Annotated in this window: 16 protein-coding genes and 3 pseudogenes; 11 read left to right on the top strand and 8 right to left on the bottom strand. The window is 68.2% G+C overall.

Features of this window, described 5'->3' with window-relative positions; all coding sequences use genetic code 11:
• Positions 1 to 146: 146 nt before the first annotated feature.
• Entirely contained in the window at positions 147 to 506 is a 360-nt protein-coding gene (locus ACFVXA_RS20210) for a hypothetical protein (RefSeq protein WP_362022947.1), read from the bottom strand.
• An 848-nt stretch (positions 507 to 1,354) separates the two neighbouring features.
• Positions 1,355 to 1,825 (bottom strand): annotated as a pseudogene (locus ACFVXA_RS20205) (ATP-binding protein).
• 1,121 nt (positions 1,826 to 2,946) lie between these two features.
• Between ACFVXA_RS20205 and ACFVXA_RS20200 the strand changes: the two are divergent.
• Positions 2,947 to 3,150, top strand: a complete 204-nt coding sequence (locus ACFVXA_RS20200; RefSeq protein WP_008734837.1) for a cold-shock protein — start codon at positions 2,947 to 2,949, stop codon at positions 3,148 to 3,150.
• 1,214 nt (positions 3,151 to 4,364) lie between these two features.
• Positions 4,365 to 5,620: pseudogene (locus ACFVXA_RS20195) on the top strand (IS256 family transposase).
• Positions 5,621 to 5,655: 35 nt separating this feature from the next.
• On the opposite strand, the gene ACFVXA_RS20190 reads toward ACFVXA_RS20195, so the two are convergent.
• The 3 genes from ACFVXA_RS20190 to ACFVXA_RS20180 form a co-directional block, all read right to left on the bottom strand.
• Complete coding sequence (locus tag ACFVXA_RS20190) at positions 5,656 to 6,222, bottom strand: GNAT family N-acetyltransferase (protein WP_362022954.1); 567 nt, start codon at positions 6,220 to 6,222, stop codon at positions 5,656 to 5,658.
• Positions 6,223 to 6,296: 74 nt separating this feature from the next.
• A complete protein-coding gene (locus ACFVXA_RS20185; RefSeq protein ID WP_390025873.1) occupies positions 6,297 to 7,235 on the bottom strand; it encodes a MerR family transcriptional regulator in 939 nt (312 codons plus the stop codon).
• A gap of 68 nt (positions 7,236 to 7,303) precedes the next feature.
• Positions 7,304 to 7,699, bottom strand: coding sequence for a DUF6292 family protein (locus ACFVXA_RS20180; protein WP_390025871.1), 396 nt, complete (start codon positions 7,697 to 7,699; stop codon positions 7,304 to 7,306).
• A gap of 967 nt (positions 7,700 to 8,666) precedes the next feature.
• On the opposite strand from ACFVXA_RS20180, the gene ACFVXA_RS20175 reads away from it, so the two are divergent.
• Entirely contained in the window at positions 8,667 to 9,005 is a 339-nt protein-coding gene (locus ACFVXA_RS20175; protein WP_383748257.1) for a MerR family transcriptional regulator, read from the top strand.
• 103 nt (positions 9,006 to 9,108) lie between these two features.
• Positions 9,109 to 9,741, top strand: a pseudogene (locus ACFVXA_RS20170) (PP2C family protein-serine/threonine phosphatase); the annotation flags it as partial.
• 492 nt (positions 9,742 to 10,233) lie between these two features.
• Here the strand turns inward: ACFVXA_RS20170 and ACFVXA_RS20165 are convergent.
• Both ACFVXA_RS20165 and ACFVXA_RS20160 read right to left on the bottom strand, forming a co-directional pair.
• A complete protein-coding gene (locus tag ACFVXA_RS20165; RefSeq protein ID WP_362022965.1) occupies positions 10,234 to 10,794 on the bottom strand; it encodes a hypothetical protein in 561 nt (186 codons plus the stop codon).
• A 179-nt stretch (positions 10,795 to 10,973) separates the two neighbouring features.
• Positions 10,974 to 11,249 (bottom strand): hypothetical protein, encoded by a 276-nt coding sequence (locus ACFVXA_RS20160; RefSeq protein ID WP_384404129.1) that lies wholly within the window; start codon positions 11,247 to 11,249, stop codon positions 10,974 to 10,976.
• Between ACFVXA_RS20160 and ACFVXA_RS20155 the strand changes: the two genes are divergently transcribed.
• From ACFVXA_RS20155 to ACFVXA_RS20135, 5 genes are all read left to right on the top strand, one after another.
• Complete coding sequence (locus ACFVXA_RS20155; protein WP_383904355.1) at positions 11,187 to 11,843, top strand: hemolysin III family protein; 657 nt, start codon at positions 11,187 to 11,189, stop codon at positions 11,841 to 11,843. The genes ACFVXA_RS20160 and ACFVXA_RS20155 overlap by 63 nt on opposite strands.
• A gap of 111 nt (positions 11,844 to 11,954) precedes the next feature.
• The gene (locus ACFVXA_RS20150; protein ID WP_384018499.1) at positions 11,955 to 12,083 is read left to right on the top strand and encodes a hypothetical protein; all 129 of its coding nucleotides are present in this window, start codon (positions 11,955 to 11,957) and stop codon (positions 12,081 to 12,083) included.
• 4 nt (positions 12,084 to 12,087) lie between these two features.
• The gene (locus ACFVXA_RS20145) at positions 12,088 to 12,321 is read left to right on the top strand and encodes a hypothetical protein (protein ID WP_384018502.1); all 234 of its coding nucleotides are present in this window, start codon (positions 12,088 to 12,090) and stop codon (positions 12,319 to 12,321) included.
• 165 nt (positions 12,322 to 12,486) lie between these two features.
• Positions 12,487 to 12,729 (top strand): DUF5302 domain-containing protein, encoded by a 243-nt coding sequence (locus ACFVXA_RS20140; protein ID WP_362022974.1) that lies wholly within the window; start codon positions 12,487 to 12,489, stop codon positions 12,727 to 12,729.
• A 108-nt stretch (positions 12,730 to 12,837) separates the two neighbouring features.
• Entirely contained in the window at positions 12,838 to 13,221 is a 384-nt protein-coding gene (locus tag ACFVXA_RS20135; protein ID WP_390025869.1) for a transposase, read from the top strand.
• A gap of 261 nt (positions 13,222 to 13,482) precedes the next feature.
• On the opposite strand, the gene ACFVXA_RS20130 is transcribed toward ACFVXA_RS20135, so the two are convergent.
• Positions 13,483 to 14,448, bottom strand: a complete 966-nt coding sequence (locus tag ACFVXA_RS20130) for a pirin family protein (RefSeq protein ID WP_362022977.1) — start codon at positions 14,446 to 14,448, stop codon at positions 13,483 to 13,485.
• 178 nt (positions 14,449 to 14,626) lie between these two features.
• Here ACFVXA_RS20130 and ACFVXA_RS20125 point away from each other — a divergent pair, with 178 nt between their 5' ends.
• On the top strand, positions 14,627 to 15,217 hold the full coding sequence (locus tag ACFVXA_RS20125; RefSeq protein WP_383748260.1) for a MarR family winged helix-turn-helix transcriptional regulator: 591 nt from the start codon (positions 14,627 to 14,629) through the stop codon (positions 15,215 to 15,217).
• Entirely contained in the window at positions 15,214 to 15,666 is a 453-nt protein-coding gene (locus ACFVXA_RS20120; protein ID WP_383748262.1) for a MarR family transcriptional regulator, read from the top strand. The genes ACFVXA_RS20125 and ACFVXA_RS20120 overlap by 4 nt, the downstream gene beginning before the upstream one ends.
• The last annotated feature ends 19 nt before the right edge of the window (positions 15,667 to 15,685 follow it).

The raw sequence follows: 15,685 nt of genomic DNA, 5'->3' as shown, positions 1-15,685 counted from the left end.
CGCCTTCCGGGTTGGTGCGCCCCCCCCACGCTTTTTAGACCACGGTAACTGCAAACTCGCCCACACATCACCCCCCGGGGGGGCCCCCCCGGCGCGCGCCGGCCGGGCCCACCCTGCATGCGACGGATTCCCGCCGCAGTGGCTGCTCAGTGGTCGGAATAGCTGAAGTCGCCCATGGTCCAGGCGCTGACGTCGTCGATCGCAACGCGGTACATCCCGCCCGTCTCCGGGATCCCCACCGTGCCCTGCAGGATCCGGGCGACATGGAAGTGCAGATGCGTGGGCGGCCCGTTCTTCTTCGCGGGGGTGTCGAAGACGGCGGAGAATTCTCCCAAGCGGGCGGAATCCGTCAGCACATCCGACACCCTCTGCCTCCACGCGGCTTCGGGAGCCAGCCGACCGGTGATGACAGCACCACCGGTGACCACGGTCAGGGACATCTGGTTGCTCTGCCCTGATTCCACCAGGGCGGCGACGTCAACGAGCAGCTCGTCAGGCTTCGACATGGGGCAGATTATATTGAGCTTGTCCTACCTTCCAAGCGTGGGTCTGAGCTGGTCATCCGTAGGGTCGGCGGACCCCAAGGGTTCTGGGTACGGCTGTGAGCTCGTCGCCGTTGGATGGCTCAAAGAACTCGGGATACGTGACTCGACCGCTGTGTAGACAACGTCGGCGAGGTCGTCTGCGGGATCGATGTGTGACGACGAGCTGGCGGAGCAAGATCCGCTTCGGCTCAACTGCTCTGCGAGGCTCGCGCGGTCCTCTTCGCGGCTGGTGAGCAACGCCAGGAGTGCCCGAACGGGCAGGTGGGACTCGGCCGGGTGCGCAAGGGCCGGTCGCTGACGAGCGTGTATCGGTTGCGCCGCCCCATCCGTTTCCGGCGCAGATGCAGTAACCGGCCTGTCCGAGGTCGCCAACGATTGACTGAGCGGCGCGTTCACGTTGCGGCGATGTCCCGCAGTCGCACGGCTGGGTCCCGGGCGATCGTCGACAGCACCCGCACATGGTTGGCGAAGAAAGTCCACCGCGCCGGGATGTCCACGGTGATCAGTCTCCCCTTCCCCGACGGCACCAAGGCCAACACCCGTACACCAGGCCCTGAATACCGGAAACCTGGCTCGCCTAGCATCCCAGATTCCGCGCCGCGGTGGCTGGCCTCCACGGAAACAGCCAGCGGAGCCCGTCAGGCTTCAGACCGCCGGCCGGCAGCGTCGCCGCGCAGGTCATCGGCCGGCACCACCACGGCCGTGATCCGGCATGACCCCGCTCATCGACCCGAACTTCGAGGACTCAGAAATCGGTCATCGTGGGATTGACCTTGGGAAGGCCCCCGGTCGGCGCCGGCGCCTTCGTGTTAACGGGTGAGGAGGGCGCTTACGGTTCTGCCGCCGGCCGTCCGGCGGGTCACCGCGGTGGCGTGGGCTAGGTGGTTGACCATGGGCCGGCCGAAGCCTCCCGTGCCGCCGTTCAGGTCGGGGGTGCACATGCGCGGCGCCTGCGGACTGCGGTCATGCACGGCCACTTCGATGCTGTCCGGGTGCGCGGTCAGGTCCAGGATGCAGGTGCCGCCGCAGTGGCGCAGGGCGTTGGTGACGAGCTCCGAGACCACCAACCAGGACCACGGTGTCGGCGTCCTCGGCTGTGATCGCTGGTACGAGACTTTGGAGGAACCCCGGCTGCTCTCGCGTGTGTCGGCGACGGATGTCGTGGAGCGGACGGGGGGCGCAGACGCTCCTGTGTCGGCTTGTCGCCCCTCCCGTCGCCGTTCGAGGCCGATTACCTCTCTGTCGAACTCGCGAAAATCTATGGTGGCCGAAGTAGACATTGACCTTCCTCCTGGTTATGGTTTCTCTCGTAGCCCAGAGAGGCAGCAGGGCCTGGCAGACACGAACTGCCAGGCAGCAGTACAGGTGTTGCAGTGTGCAGGGCGGTGCGGTGGTGGAGTTCCGAAGCCAGAGTTGTTGGAGATCGGCGACGGGACTGACGGCCGGACCGGGTGGCCCGCAGTGATCAGGGGCCACCGTGAGCGGGACCGCAGTTGATGCAGTGGCAGTACCCGTAAGTGCAGTTCGCAAGACCAGCAGTGAAGTCAGTGAGCAGTACCTCGGTGAAGGCGTCGGCTGCGGGCGCGCGCACCGGGAAGTTCGGCAGTGGGGTTCCAAGCCAGAGCAGACGCAGGACGGGCGACGGGGCTGACTGCCGAAGAGTGGCGCTGTCACAGGTCACCACGCGATTCGCATTGCCAGTAGTACGCAGGAGAGCAGTACCAGTAGTACGCAGTCCCCCGTTTAGTAAGTAGTGATCCCAGAGGGAAGAACGGAGGAGCCAGGCGCCATCAGGATCGCCCGGGCGGTGTTGAGCCCGGGTACCGCAGGACATCGATAGTGAGGTGGTCTCCGGTCACGCATCCGCGATCCCCGCATTCCCCCGCCTTCTCCCGGGTGGGTGTGCGGAACAAGTAGGCCCGTGCAGCATCAGGGCCGGCAGATGGTGTAGCAGTTCCTTCGGGGCCCTGGTGCCATACGGCACCAGGGCCCCTCATGCATCCCCCAGAGAGGTGCAATGACAGCAGACGACTCCTGCGGCCGTTCTCGATATCGATGACGATCACCCCGCCTACACGAGGGGCCGGGCTGCCGAGATGCCCGGCACCACCCCCAGCCTTCTCCCCGAAGAACGTCCACGGGCGGCGGCTTGAGGTGGGCGTACTCGCGGGTGTCCCGGGCCCAGCATCCGCGCGTGTCGGGGGCGTGACGCGTGATCGTTTCCTGTGGTGATGCGGTGTGCGGGCGTGTAGCGTCTGCGTCAGCTGTCGTGGTTCGGAAGTTCCCCTTTGCCCACGCCTTCGGCGTGGGCGTTTTGCTGTGCTGTGCCGCAGGGACCAGGGCGATCACCTCCGCCTCCCACACGGAGTGGAAGGCGTTCATCGGCTGGAAGGCATAAGACATGGCTACGGGAACTGTGAAGTGGTTCAACGCGGAGAAGGGCTTCGGTTTCATCGCCCAGGACGGCGGCGGCCCGGATGTCTTCGCGCACTACTCCGCGATCAACTCCTCGGGCTTCCGTGAGCTCCAGGAGGGCCAGATCGTGACGTTCGACGTCACCCAGGGCCAGAAGGGCCCACAGGCCGAGAACATCAACCCGGCCTGACTTTCCCCCGCTCGCGGACACGGCGCTCGGCGCGTACGGCTGGCCCATGCAGCCCGTACCGTTTGTCCCGAGCAACGGGCGCCTCGGCTTGTCCGGCGGGTCGGCGGGATCCGAGATGCACCAATCAGGGCCGCGCAGCTGCTGCGCGGCCCTGATCCGTAGTCGAGACCGGCGTCGCGCGCTGATGGGGGCTGGCGACACGGCAGCGTGCGACGCCTCGCCAGTGGTGGCCGTGTGAGGACTTGTGCCCGTGACGTTCCGGCAGGAGTTCATCGACCGGCTCGGCGGGGTGTCTCCCACCCAGCTGACTGGGCTGTGGGATCAGTGGGGTTGGGGTCCCCTGCCAGGTGGAGCTGGCGCAAGGTGCTTTCTGTCTCGTGCCTGAGGTGTTCGGGAGAGGCCAGACGTCGCCACAGCGGGTCGGGACGGCCGGGGACGGTGGCGCCGCGGGCGGCCCATTCCTCGGCGAGCTGTGTGTACAGGGGTGTGCCCTGGTCCGGGGCTTCTCCGGGGATCTGGCCACGGGCGGGTGCTGGGTGGGGAGGCCTTCGGCGCGTTTGTTCCGGAAGACGGGCATCGGCTCTGCGTTTACCGCTGCCGGCCTGTACTCCGTGGCTGGAGTTCGCCCAATGATCGTCCGTCACATTCCTCAAAACGATTCTTCCGCCCTCTTGGACACCGTTTCTGGTGCGCTGCGACGACCTCGGCCACTGTCCTCCCTCGGCGAGGTAGGCACACCGCCGGCCCGGACGGAAATCGCTTGGCTGTCTGGTCGTTGGGTGGCCTGGGATGCACTCCCGCCCCGGGGTATTTCGCCGAGCGCAGGGGCCGGCCTGCGCGGGCGCCGAGGTCGGCCGCCAGCAGCCTGTTGAGGGCGCTGGGGTTGCCGCTTTCGGCGTACTCGAGCAGGTGCAGGAGGGCTGTGAGCTCACCCTGGCGGAGGTACAGGTGGGTCAGGCGGTCGGAGGCGCCAGAGACCAGTGCCCGGCGCACGCGGTTTTCGTAGACGCGTCTGTGCGGGTCGGCGAAACGGATCTGGGGTTCCTCGAACAGGCACGGCTGGGGGGAAGGTAGGGCGCCAGGCTGTCCAGCAACATGGGAGCAATGCTCAGATCCTGTGGATCGGCCCCGGTAGGACGTACCTTCCCGGGCGATTGATCGATAGGTCACCAAGCAAGACCGACGTTCGCGGCATCGGTCGGGAAGGCACCTTCATGCTCACCGTAGTCAACGAAGACGGCGCCACGCGAGATGGGTCGTCGCTGCTGGACGAGATCGTCCGGGAGGGCGCCCGCAGGATGCTGGCCGCCGCGCTGGAAGCCGAGGTCAACGCATACATCGCCGAGTTGGCCGACCAGCGGGACGAGAACGGGCGCCGGCTGGTAGTGCGCAACGGCTATCACCAGCCGAGGAAGGTCACCACCGCGGCCGGGACCGTGGAGGTGAAGGCCCCGCGGGTGAACGACAAGCGCACCGACCTCGATACGGGCGAACGCAGGCGGTTCTCCTCGGCGATCCTGCCGCCTTGGGCCCGGAAGTCCCCGAAGATCGGAGAGGTGCTGCCGCTGCTCTACCTGCATGGGTTGTCGTCCGGGGACTTCGTGCCCGCGCTGGAGCAGTTCCTCGGCAGTTCGGCCGGGCTGTCGCCGGCCACGGTCACGCGGCTGACGGCCCAGTGGCAGGCCGACCACGCTGCCTTCATGGAGCGCGATCTGTCGGCCACGGACTACGTGTACGTGTGGGCCGACGGCATTCACCTGCGCATACGCCTGGAAGAGGCCAAGGCTGCCGTGCTGGTGGTGATGGGCGTGCGGGCGGACGGCACCAAGGAGCTGATCGCGCTGGCCGACGGTTATCGCGAGTCGACGGAGGCGTGGGCGGGCCTGCTACGCGACTGCGCCCGCCGGGGCATGCGCGCCCCGGGGCCGGCCGTCGGGGACGGCGCGCTCGGCTTCTGGAAGGCCCTGGCCGAGGTGTACCCCGACACCCGCGAACAAAGATGCTGGGTTCACAAAACCGCAAATGTTCTCGATTCCCTGCCGAAATCGGCCCAGCCCGCGGCCAAGCGCGCCATCCAGGACATCTACAACGCCGAGAACAAGGAGCAGGCCCGCAAAGCCGTCGCCATATTCGCCAAGCAGTACAACGCGAAGTACCCGAAGGCGGTCAAGAAGATCGTGGACGATGAGGACGAGCTGCTGGCGTTCTACGACTTCCCCGCCGAGCACTGGATCCATCTGCGGACCACGAATCCCATCGAGTCGACGTCGCCACCGTGCGGCTGCGGACCAAGGTCACGAAGGGTGCCGGCAGCCGGGCCGCCGGGCTGGCGATGGTCTTCAAGCTGGTCGAGTCAGCCCAGGCCCGCTGGCGGGCTGTGAACGCTCCCCACCTCGTTGCTCTGGTCCGTGCCGGGGCCCGCTTCGAACGCGGCCACCTCGTCGAACGCTCCGAGACCCTCTCGGCGTGAGCAGCCTCAGCCGATCCGCAGAAGCCGGGAGGATCTCAGGCACTCGGGCGCCGTATGTGCAGGTGGCCATCGCGGGGGAAGGAGGGCGGTGCCGCGGGCAGGATGGTGTCGAAGTCGTAGCGGCTCTTCTGTGCAACCCGGCACGATGCCAGGTTGTCCACCTGGTGCAGGAGTTCGAGACGCTCCAGCCCGTCGGGTTCGAAGGTGTCGAAGGCCCAGCTGGTGAGGGCCTCCAGAGCACGGGAGGCCACTCCCCGCCCGCGAGCCTGCGCCGCGGTCCAGTAGCCCACTTCGGCCGCCGGTTTGCCGGAGGCGACTTCCTTGAGGACCACGTTGCCTACCAACTGTTCGCGAACTGAACCGGGTTGTGCCCCAAGGACGGCGAAGCCGAACCGGTCCCCCGTTGCCCAGCCCTGCTGCTGAGCCTGCACCCAGCGTGCCCCGTCGGCATCGTTATCCACGACAGAGCTCGTCCACTGGCGCAGTGCGGGATCCTGGCTCACCTCGACCAATGCGGCAACGTCCTCCATGCGCCAGGGGCGAAGAACGAGAGCGGGAGAGACCGGCGACGCGGCCACCTGAAGTACGACCGGGGCACTCATCAACCGATCATATGCGGTGGCGTTTTCACCCGACGCCAGCCGCGTCCGCCCCATGCCGCCTTGCGACCACCCCGTCATTGCTGTGTCCGGACGCGCAGAGCCTGGACGGACCAATCGAACACTGGAGCCAGACTCTCCGGGGCCGGCCAGCCGTTGACCACTGCGAGCAGCCGGAGGTACCGCTCCCTGCGGGGGTCACTCACGCTCTCCAGCCGAGTCGCCAGCCGGCGGCGAAGCTCAACGTCGTCGGGGCGACCGAGGAGGTGCGCGCAGTGCGCCGTGAACGCCGCGACGATCGGATCGGCCTGGGGCGAGGCCGGGTCAATGCCGGCGGCCAGGGCCGGGCCGACCTGGTCACGGACGACTGCGGCAATGTCGCGTCGCGGGACCATCATGTCGCTTCGGGTTTGCTCGGCTGCCTGGTCCTCGGCCATCCGCCGCATGACGGCGCGGAAACCCGGGTCCAGGGACATTTCGGCCAACTCCACCCACGCCTGGACCTGCTCTGCCTCCGAGTTGTCGGGCAACTCGGGGGTCATCGAGCGCATGACCCCCGCGAATGCGGGGGCGGCGCCAAAACCGCCGAAGACGGCGTCGAGGAAATCGCCGATCAGACGTCGGCGTTCGTCCTCGGAAAGCTGGGCCAGCCGGTGCATGAGTTCCGTCTCCTCAGGTGTGGACCCGCGCTCGGCCACCGTCATCAGCACCGCGCGCCGCAGGCGCAGGACGCGGATCTGCGCTGCCAGTGCTTCGGCGTGCGCCGCAGCGACCTCGGGAAGCGAGAGCTCGCGGTCCACGACCTTGCGGATCGTGGGAAGGTCCAGTCCCAGCTCGCGCAGGGTCCGCACGAGGTCCAGGCGTGCGACGGCGTCGATGCCGTAGAGGCGGTAGCCGGCCGGGCTGCGGTCCGTCGGCGCCACGATTCCGCGATCGGAGTAGAACCGAATGGTCTTGACCGTGAGACCGGTCCGTCGAGCGAGTTCGCCGATCGAGTAGAGCGTGTCGCCGTCCATGCCCCCACCTTTGTGTCTCCCCCTACTGGAGACTCAAGTCCCTTCGCCTGTCAGCAGGCAACCACTCCTCATCCACAAGTCTTGACAATTCCTCGCAACATGGGGAAGTCCTGGCCCTCCTGACGGTAGTACGGCTGTTCGCTGCTGCCGGACCCGGCCGGATCGAGACGAAAGTCGACGAAGGCCGCGACGAGCCGGGGCTCGGGAAGCAGGCCGGCCCCGGCCCACCGGACACCGGACAGGTACCGGTCCTCCTTGTCTGCGGTGTAGAGACACCAGCCGGACATGGCCGCCCAGTGGAGCCCGCAGCCGCCCCCGCCGTGCTGATCCTGGAATGCCTGCGTGAACGAGATACCGGCCTCGACATCGAGGTACTCACCGTCCGTGTCCCTCCAGGGACCGCAACTCTGAACCCCCGTCACCGGCAGATCCGCTTGGGAGGCACTCGGCGACAGCAGCGGCATAGTGGCCCGCCCGCCTCGAGAGCTCAACTGACACCCTGTGCTGCGCCTCGGCGGCGCCCGGGGAGCGGCCGTGTTGTTCGAGCTCGATTACCTCCTCACTGGCCCCGCGGAAATCTATGTTGGCCGGAGTAGACATTGGGTGGTGGTCTGGTTATGGTTTCTCTCGTAGCCCAGAGCGACAACAGGGCCTGGCAGAGACGAACTGCCAGCCAGCAGTACGTAGTTGCAGTTGCAGGACGGTGCGGTGGTGGAGTTTCGAAGCCAGGTTTGTTGCGGGACGGCGACGGGGCTGACGACCGGACCGGGTGGCCCGCAGTGATCAGGGGCCACCGTGAGCAGTACCGCAGTGGCAGTACCCGTAAGTGCAGTTCGCAGTACCCAGCAGTGAGGTCAGTGAGCGGTACCTCGGTGAAGGCGTCGGCTGCGGGCGCGCGCACCGGGAGGTTCGGCAGTGGGGTTCCAAGCCAGAGCAGACGCAGGACGGGCGACGGGGCTGGCTGCCGAAGAGTGGCGCTGTACGAGGCCACTGAGCAGTTCGCATCACCAGCAGTACGCAGTAGAGCAGTACCAGCAGTACGCAGTACGCAGTACGCAGTACGCAGTACGCAGTACGCAGTACGCAGTACGCAGTACGCAGTACGCAGTACGCAGTACGCAGTAGCGCAGTACCAGCAGTACGCAGTCCCCGTTTAGTAAGTGATTGATCCCAGAGGGAAGAACGGAGGAGCCGAGCGCCATCAGGATCGCCCGGGCGGAAGTCTTGAACCCGGGTACCGCAGGACATCGATAGTGAGGTGGTCTCCGGTCAAGCAACCGCGATCCCAGCAGCCCCGACAGCATCTCGGCCGGGTCTGCGGACATAGAAGGCCGGCGCAGTATCAGGGCCGGCAGATGGTGTAGCAGTTCCTTCGGGGCCCTGGTGCCATACGGCACCAGGGCCCCTCCAGGCGTTCCAAGAGAGGTGCAAGTGACAGCAGACGACTCGTATGGCCGGATCGACGACGACGATTACCCCGCCTACACCATGGGCCGGGCCGCCGAGATGCTCGGCACCACCCACGGCTTCCTGCGCGCCATCGGCGAAGCCCGCCTCATCACCCCGCTCCGCTCCGAGGGCGGACACCGCCGCTACTCCCGCTACCAGCTGCGCATCGCCGCCCGCGCCCGGGAACTCGTCGACCACGGCACCCCCATCGAGGCCGCCTGCCGCATCATCATCCTCGAAGACCAGCTCGAAGAAGCCCAGCGCATCAACGCCGAATACCGCCGCGCCGCCGAATCAGCGAACCCAACGGCCGCGACCTGAGACAGCAAAAGACCTGCAACTCCCCCGCGAGCTTCGGCTGCCGCCCACGCCTGCTGCCCGGAACGCAAGCGTTCCGGGCAACTTCGGTTCTCGCGGCCACCACAACTCACCGGCCGACCGGGCCTTCCTGAGCGCGGACGTCGTCGAGGTGCCGCAGGCCTACGGCGGCGCGCGGATGAATCTGCCGCTGCTGGACGGCAGCGACCAGGTGGGGGTGATGGCTCTGACGCTGGACGCCGTCGGCGACGACGACCGGCGTCTGCCGCGCAGGCTCGCCGGCCTGGTCGCCGACGTGGTGGTCACCAAGAACGCCTACACCGACCTGTTCTCCCTGGCCCGGCGCCGGGAGCCGATAAGCGTGTCCGCGGAGATCCAGTGGAGCCTGCTGCCGCCGCTGACGATGACCGTGCCGCAGGTCGCGGTGGCCGGCATCCTGGAGCCCGCTTACCGCCTCGCCGGCGACAGTTTCGACTACGCCCTCGACGACAACCTCCTGCACATGGCCGTGATCGATGCGATGGGCCATTGCCTGGATGCCGCCGTGATGGCGACCGTCGCCATCGGCGTCTACCGGCATGTCCGGCGCGTGTTCGTCAGCCCGGCCGAGAAGTACGCGTTCATGGACGACGCCATCTCCCGGCAGTTCGGGCCCGACCACTTCGTCACGGCGCAGCTGATGCACCTGAACATCGCCACCGGTGAGATGGAACTGGTCAACGCCGGCCACCCCGCGCCGCACCGCAACCCCGTACATCGACCTCGGCTCCGACTATTACCAGCGACTCCTCGACCCCGAACGTCGAACCCGTGACCTCGTCCGCCAACTCAAGGCCCTCGGCCACGACGTCACCCTCGCCCCCGTCGCCTGAACCTCTCAGCTCCCGGGCGTCAAAGAACGCTGCCGCACGCCCTGAACCGGGGGCTTTTCCGTTCAGGCACTGAGGTGGATCCGGAGCCGGCGCAACCTCGGCCGCAGACTTCCTGACCTCGGTCGCTTCAAGCGTCGTCCCGGGCTCGGTCGCCTCACCGTACGCGTTGCCGATGGGCCGGGCCACGACGCTACGGTCCAGGTGGCTGGTGCGCAGTTCGTCGGCGGCCAGGGTGTTGCTCGTGGCCCGGGTGCAACGAGCCGGATGGTAGGGATACGTGGCCGGGGCTGCGTGCCCAGGTGCCGGCTCGGGCGCCGCATGCCGCGTGCAGCCGTCGTGCAATTTGGTCGAGCAGACGTTCAGACGCTCGTCCAGGCATCGAGGAAGGCTTTCCGTCCAGCTCGATCGTCCGACCTGTGGGCTGCGTGCAGGACGCGCCAGGCAGTGAGTTCGAGATCTCGGAGCCACAGTTCTCCGATGACCTGTGTCTTGAGGTCGGGAAAGTGGTCGGACTCGGCGAGGGCTTGACCGATCACCTCCCCGGCTGCGACGCGCTGGGGCGGAGTCATCTGATCGACGGCCGAGAGGATCTGCCGTGCCAGGGCGGTTCCTTCTCCTGTCAGGGAACGCAGCACCAGAGCCTTGATGTTGGCGGGTAGCAGGTATGCGGTGCCCGAAGTCCTCCACAGCTCCGACCAGAAGCGTTCTCCTGCCATGGTGGGGGCAGGCAGCGCGGCCAGCAGCCCGAGGAGATGGCCGGTGGCCGCATAGCCGTCGGAGTGGGCGGCTGCGACGACTGCGATGCCTGCGACGCGCTCCACATCGAGATGGCCCGCTTCGAGATGCGGGGCCAGACCCAACTGGTGTTCCACCTGGTGTGTGAGGGGAGCGGATACGTGGGGGCGGACCTCAGGAAGCATCGGCGATCCTTGTGCGTAGGCGGGCCCAATGCCCGTTCGGAAGTCCTGATCGTTCCCATGACCAGCCGATCTACTCGGCTTCGGCGGGCCCAATTGACGCCAGGATCAACGAGGTCGGAGTTGAAACGGTTGCGGAGCACCACGCCGGCGACGTGGGCGAGGGGCTCGTGACGGGACTCCTAGAATGCCGTCGGGGTGTCGTCTTCTAGCATGACCTCATGATCACCGGTGGTGCCCAGGAGTCCGAGGGAGGACGAGAAGCTGTGTCCCGCGACGCCGCTGAAGCCGAACACATCCACGCCGCCTCGGGGGGTGGAGAACGTCGTGAAGTCGGGCCGGCCGTCGGAACACGCGGTGACGATGCAGGGGAGAACGCTCACCCGGTTGCCGCTCTGGTGGAGCGGGCGGCCGACCTGGCCGAACCGATCAAGCCGAGGCTGCGTGGCTGGCTCCATGCCGCAATGGTCCCCGCCGCACTGATCGCGGGCATCGTGCTCATCTGCCTGACTCGCACCCCGCAGGCGGCCTGGGCCTGCGCCGTGTACTCGGTCACCGCCTGGCTGCTGTTCGCGACGAGCGCCGTCTACCACCGCGGCACCTGGGGGCCGCTCGGCGAGGCTCTCCTGCGACGTCTCGACCACGCCAACATCTTCCTCATCATCGCCGGCACCTGCACCCCGCTGGCCGTGCTCCTCCTCCCGCCGGACCAGCGGTCCGTGCTGCTGTGGATCGTATGGGCGGGCGCAGCGGCCGGCATCGCGTTCCGGGTCCTGTGGGTCGGAGCGCCGCGCTGGCTGTACACCCCGTGTTACCTGGCACTGGGGTGGGCGCCGGTGCGTTACCTGCCCGACTTCCTGCACACCGGCGGAGCGGCCGTACTCACCCTGATCGTGGCCGGCGGTCTCCTCTACAGCGCGGGTGCGGTCGTCTACGCCCTCAAGCGTCCCGACCCCTCACCCCGCTGGTTCGGCTTCCACGAGATGTTCCACGCGCTGACCGTGGCAGCCTTCACCGCGCACTACATCGCCATCTCGCTGGCCACCTACTGACCCCGCGACAGGTGCTCCCGGCCCGCGCCGCTCATCGCCCACACTGCCGCGCGCTGGACCGCGACGGGCCGGGCGGTCGCCGAGGCATCGCGCTGCGCATACGGGCAGCTGGTGCGCGTGGTGGAGTACACCGTCGCCGGCCACGAGGAAGCCGGTCCGATCCGGCTGATCACCACGATCCTGGATCCGGAGCAGGCACCGGCGGCCGAGCTGGCGGCCTTGCGAGCGGTGGGAGGCTGAAGGGGTGCTGGACGAGATCAAGGTCCACCAGCGCGGCCCGGACGTGGTCCGGCGCTCCAGATACCCCGACGGCGTCGAGCAGGAGGTCTACGGCTCCCTCCTCGTCCACCACGCCGTGCGCCAGGTCATGCACCCGGCCGCACACCGGGCCAGGACCGACCCCGACCGGCTGTCCTTCACCCGCTCCCTGCGTGTCGTGCGCCGCCAGGTCCCCGCCCAGGCGGCTTCTTCCCTCTGAGCGGCTGGCCGCTGCCTGGGACCGGACCCTCGCCGAGATCGCCCGACGCCTCTTACCGGTCCGCACTGGGAGGAAGCGCAGACTGGCGATGCGGGATGCGGGCGCCTCGAGCGATGCCAGGCATGACAAACTGTTCTTTCCACTGCCCGAACCCAGGAGGTCACCATGACTGCAGAGTCTCCATCGCACGAAGGTTCGGAGCCGGTTGACGCCGAGAGCCCTGCCCTCTCGCCCGACGAGGACGGCCAGCACGAACTGAAGCGCAAGTTTCGGGAGGCGCTGGCGCGCAAGCGCGGCATGCAGGCGGACGCCGCCGCCCTCGCTGGGAACACCGACGCGTCGAAGGTCCGCGGCGCGCACGGCCCGGCTGCTAGCCAGCGGTCGTTCCGTCGCAAGAGCGGCGGCTGAGATCTCAGCTTGACTCTGTCGGGGATCTTGGAGTTTCGCGGTGCGGCCGCATGATCAACGGGCATGCTCGGGTCGTTCCGATGACCGATGCGGCTGTCGAGGTTCCCGTTGTCCCTCCGCCCCCGTTCCGGTGAGCAAGTCCCGCCTCTGACCGCGCGGATCGCGCGGGCGAGCAAACCGGACGGCACGACGGCGATATGGGTGCGCGACCGGCTCGACGGGCTGTGGTGCGACGAGGACTTCACCGACTGGTACCCACGCGACGGGCGTCCGGGCCTCTCGCCCGCCCAGCTGGCCACCGTCTGTGTGCTGCAGTTCCTGCTCGGCCTGTCGGACCGGCAGGCCGCCGAGGCGGTGCGCTGCCGCATCGACTGCAAGTACGCCATGGCCACGGAGCTGGGCGACCCCGGCCTCCACCACAGCGTGCTGGCCGACTTCCGTGACCGTCTCGCCGAGGCGACCGTGCTGACCGCCTCCTCGACCTCGCGCTGACCCGTCTCAAGGAGGCCGGTCTGGTGCGCGAGCGCACCACGCAGCGCACCGACTCCACCCACGTCCTGGCCGCGGTGCGCGACCTGCCCCGGCTGGAACTGGTCACCGAGGCCGCTCGAGGAGGTCGCCGGCGCCGCCGGGCACCTGCTGGACGACCTGGTCGACGAGAAATGGGGACGCCGCTACGGCCGCCCGGTCCGCCTGGGCAAGAACCCCACCCGGCCCGAGGCAGGCCGCGCGTCCGGGAGCTGGAACCCCAGGTCAGCGCATCCTTCCGCGCGGTTTCAGCGGTACAGGCGGGAGTTCAGGAGCAGCCAGGGGAGCCCCGTCGTAGCCCACGACCTCACCGAATCGGGAGCCCGTCATCCAGTCCGAGCGGGCCTGGGCGATGTCCTCCTGGGAACGCCCGATGAAGTTCCACCACATGATCAGCTCCTCCTCGAACGGCTCGCCACCCAGGAGCATGAGGGCGGCGTCCGACTCGGCGCGCAGCGGGAGTTCGCGGCGGCCGCAGCCGAGGTAGAGCATCGAGCCGGGGAGCACGGGTACGCCGTCGACGTGGGCCTCCCCGGACATGGCCAGGACCGCGTACTCGAAGTCGGGCTCCAGAGGCAGGCGTACGTCGGTGCCGTTCGCCAGGGCGAGGTCGGCGCCGACGATCGGCGTGTACGTCGTACCGGGCGATGTCGTGCCGTCGACGCTGCCCAGGATGAGCGTGCCCGTCAGGCCGGGGGCCGTGACGAGGGGCAGTTCGGCGTGGTGTTCGAAGTGCGGGTCGGTGTGACGGTGGCCGTCCGGGAGAGCGACCCAGAGCTGCGCTCCGTGCAGGAAGCGGGCGTGCGACTTGGGGCTCTCCTCGGAGTGGCTGATGGCCCGGCCGGAGGTCATGAGGCCCAGTTCGCGCGGGCGGATCGTCTGCAGGCTGCCCGTGGAGTCGCGGTGCAGCACCTCGCCCTCGTGCAGCCAGCTGACGGTCTGCAGGCCCATGTGCGGGTGCGGCGGGACCTGCATACCGGGCTCGTCGGCGATGTCGTCGGGCCCGTAGTGATCGACGAAGCACCACGCGCCGACCATGCGACGGCCCAGGTTGGGCAGCAGACGGCGGACTTCGGTGGACTCGCCGAGCTTGACCCGGCGGGGGCTGAGGAGTTCGCGGACCGGCTCGGCCACCACGAAGCCGCGGCCACCGCAGAGGGCGGGAACCGCCTCCCGATCAAGATTGCTCATGGCGCACAACCTAACCCCGCCGGGGACCGTCCGTCAGGCCATCGACCCGCCCATCACGGGGCACTTGGCTCAGAACCGGCGCGGGACCTAGGACCTCGGTCGCACGTGCGTACGCCATTGGTCGGACCCGTGGGAAGAACAGTAGCCATGGATATAGTAGCCATGTACGGTTTTTTGCATGAGTCCGGTACCTGAGCACACGACGCCAGGCTTCCTTGTCTGGCGTCTGTCGATGAAATGGCGCGTGGCCGTCGACCGCGCGGTCGCCCCGCTGGGCCTGACCCACGCGCAGTACGCGCTGGTGGCCTCGCTGTACGGCATGCGCGGAGACGGGCGGCAGCCCAGTCAGCGCCAACTCGCCGATCACACCGGACTCGAAGCGCTCTATGTGTCGAAGCTGGCCCGCGCCCTGGAGACGGCGGGAATCGTCGACCGCACACGCGATCCGGCGGACCCCCGGGCGATCCGGCTGTCGCTCACGGAGGAAGGGCGCGAGACCGCGCGCCGGGCGACCCGGGTGGTCCAGGGCCTCCTGGAGCAACTCCTCGAACCTCTCGGCGGGCTCCACGGCGAGCGCACGCAGGCGTTCAGCGGTGAACTGGCCACCCTGCTGGCCGTACCCCTCGACCCACCGTCCGAGCCGACAGCGCGCAACCGGACGCCGCCCGACCAGGCGCCGCACAAGCCGCACAACAGGACGCCGGACAACAAGGCACCGCACGAACAGGTCGATTCCCAGGACGAACATTCCTCGAAGGAGCAGTCATGACCACCACTCCCCCTGTCAACGGCCAGGTCATAGGCCTGGCCCACTACGCGAGCCGCGCCGCCCTGGAGAGCGTGCTGGCCCGCACCGGAACGACGTTCCACCAGTCGGTGGCCCTCAGGGCCGTCCACGACAACGGCGGCACCGTCGAGCGCGACCGGCTCGTGGGCCGTCTGACCGGGGCGCTGAAGATCGAGGAGGCGGTGGCCCGGGAGACCGTCGACGAGATGACGGCTCTGAAGTTGCTGGTGGAGCCGACGCCCGAGCAGGTTGCGCTCACGGACGACTCCCGGGAGTTGTTCGAGTCGATCCGCGACGCCGGCAACGAGATCGCGGCCCGGTTGTACGCGGGTATTCCGGCCGAGGATCTGGCGACCGCGGGGCGCGTGCTGACCCTGGTCACCGAGCGGGCCAACGCGGTGCTGGCCAACGCGGAACTGGCCGGCTCCTAGCCGGCCGACGCGTAGCCGG

The organism is Streptomyces sp. NPDC058246 (assembly GCF_042881985.1).
GTDB lineage: Bacteria > Actinomycetota > Actinomycetes > Streptomycetales > Streptomycetaceae > Streptomyces.
This window is presented reverse-complemented; position numbering and strand designations above follow the sequence as displayed.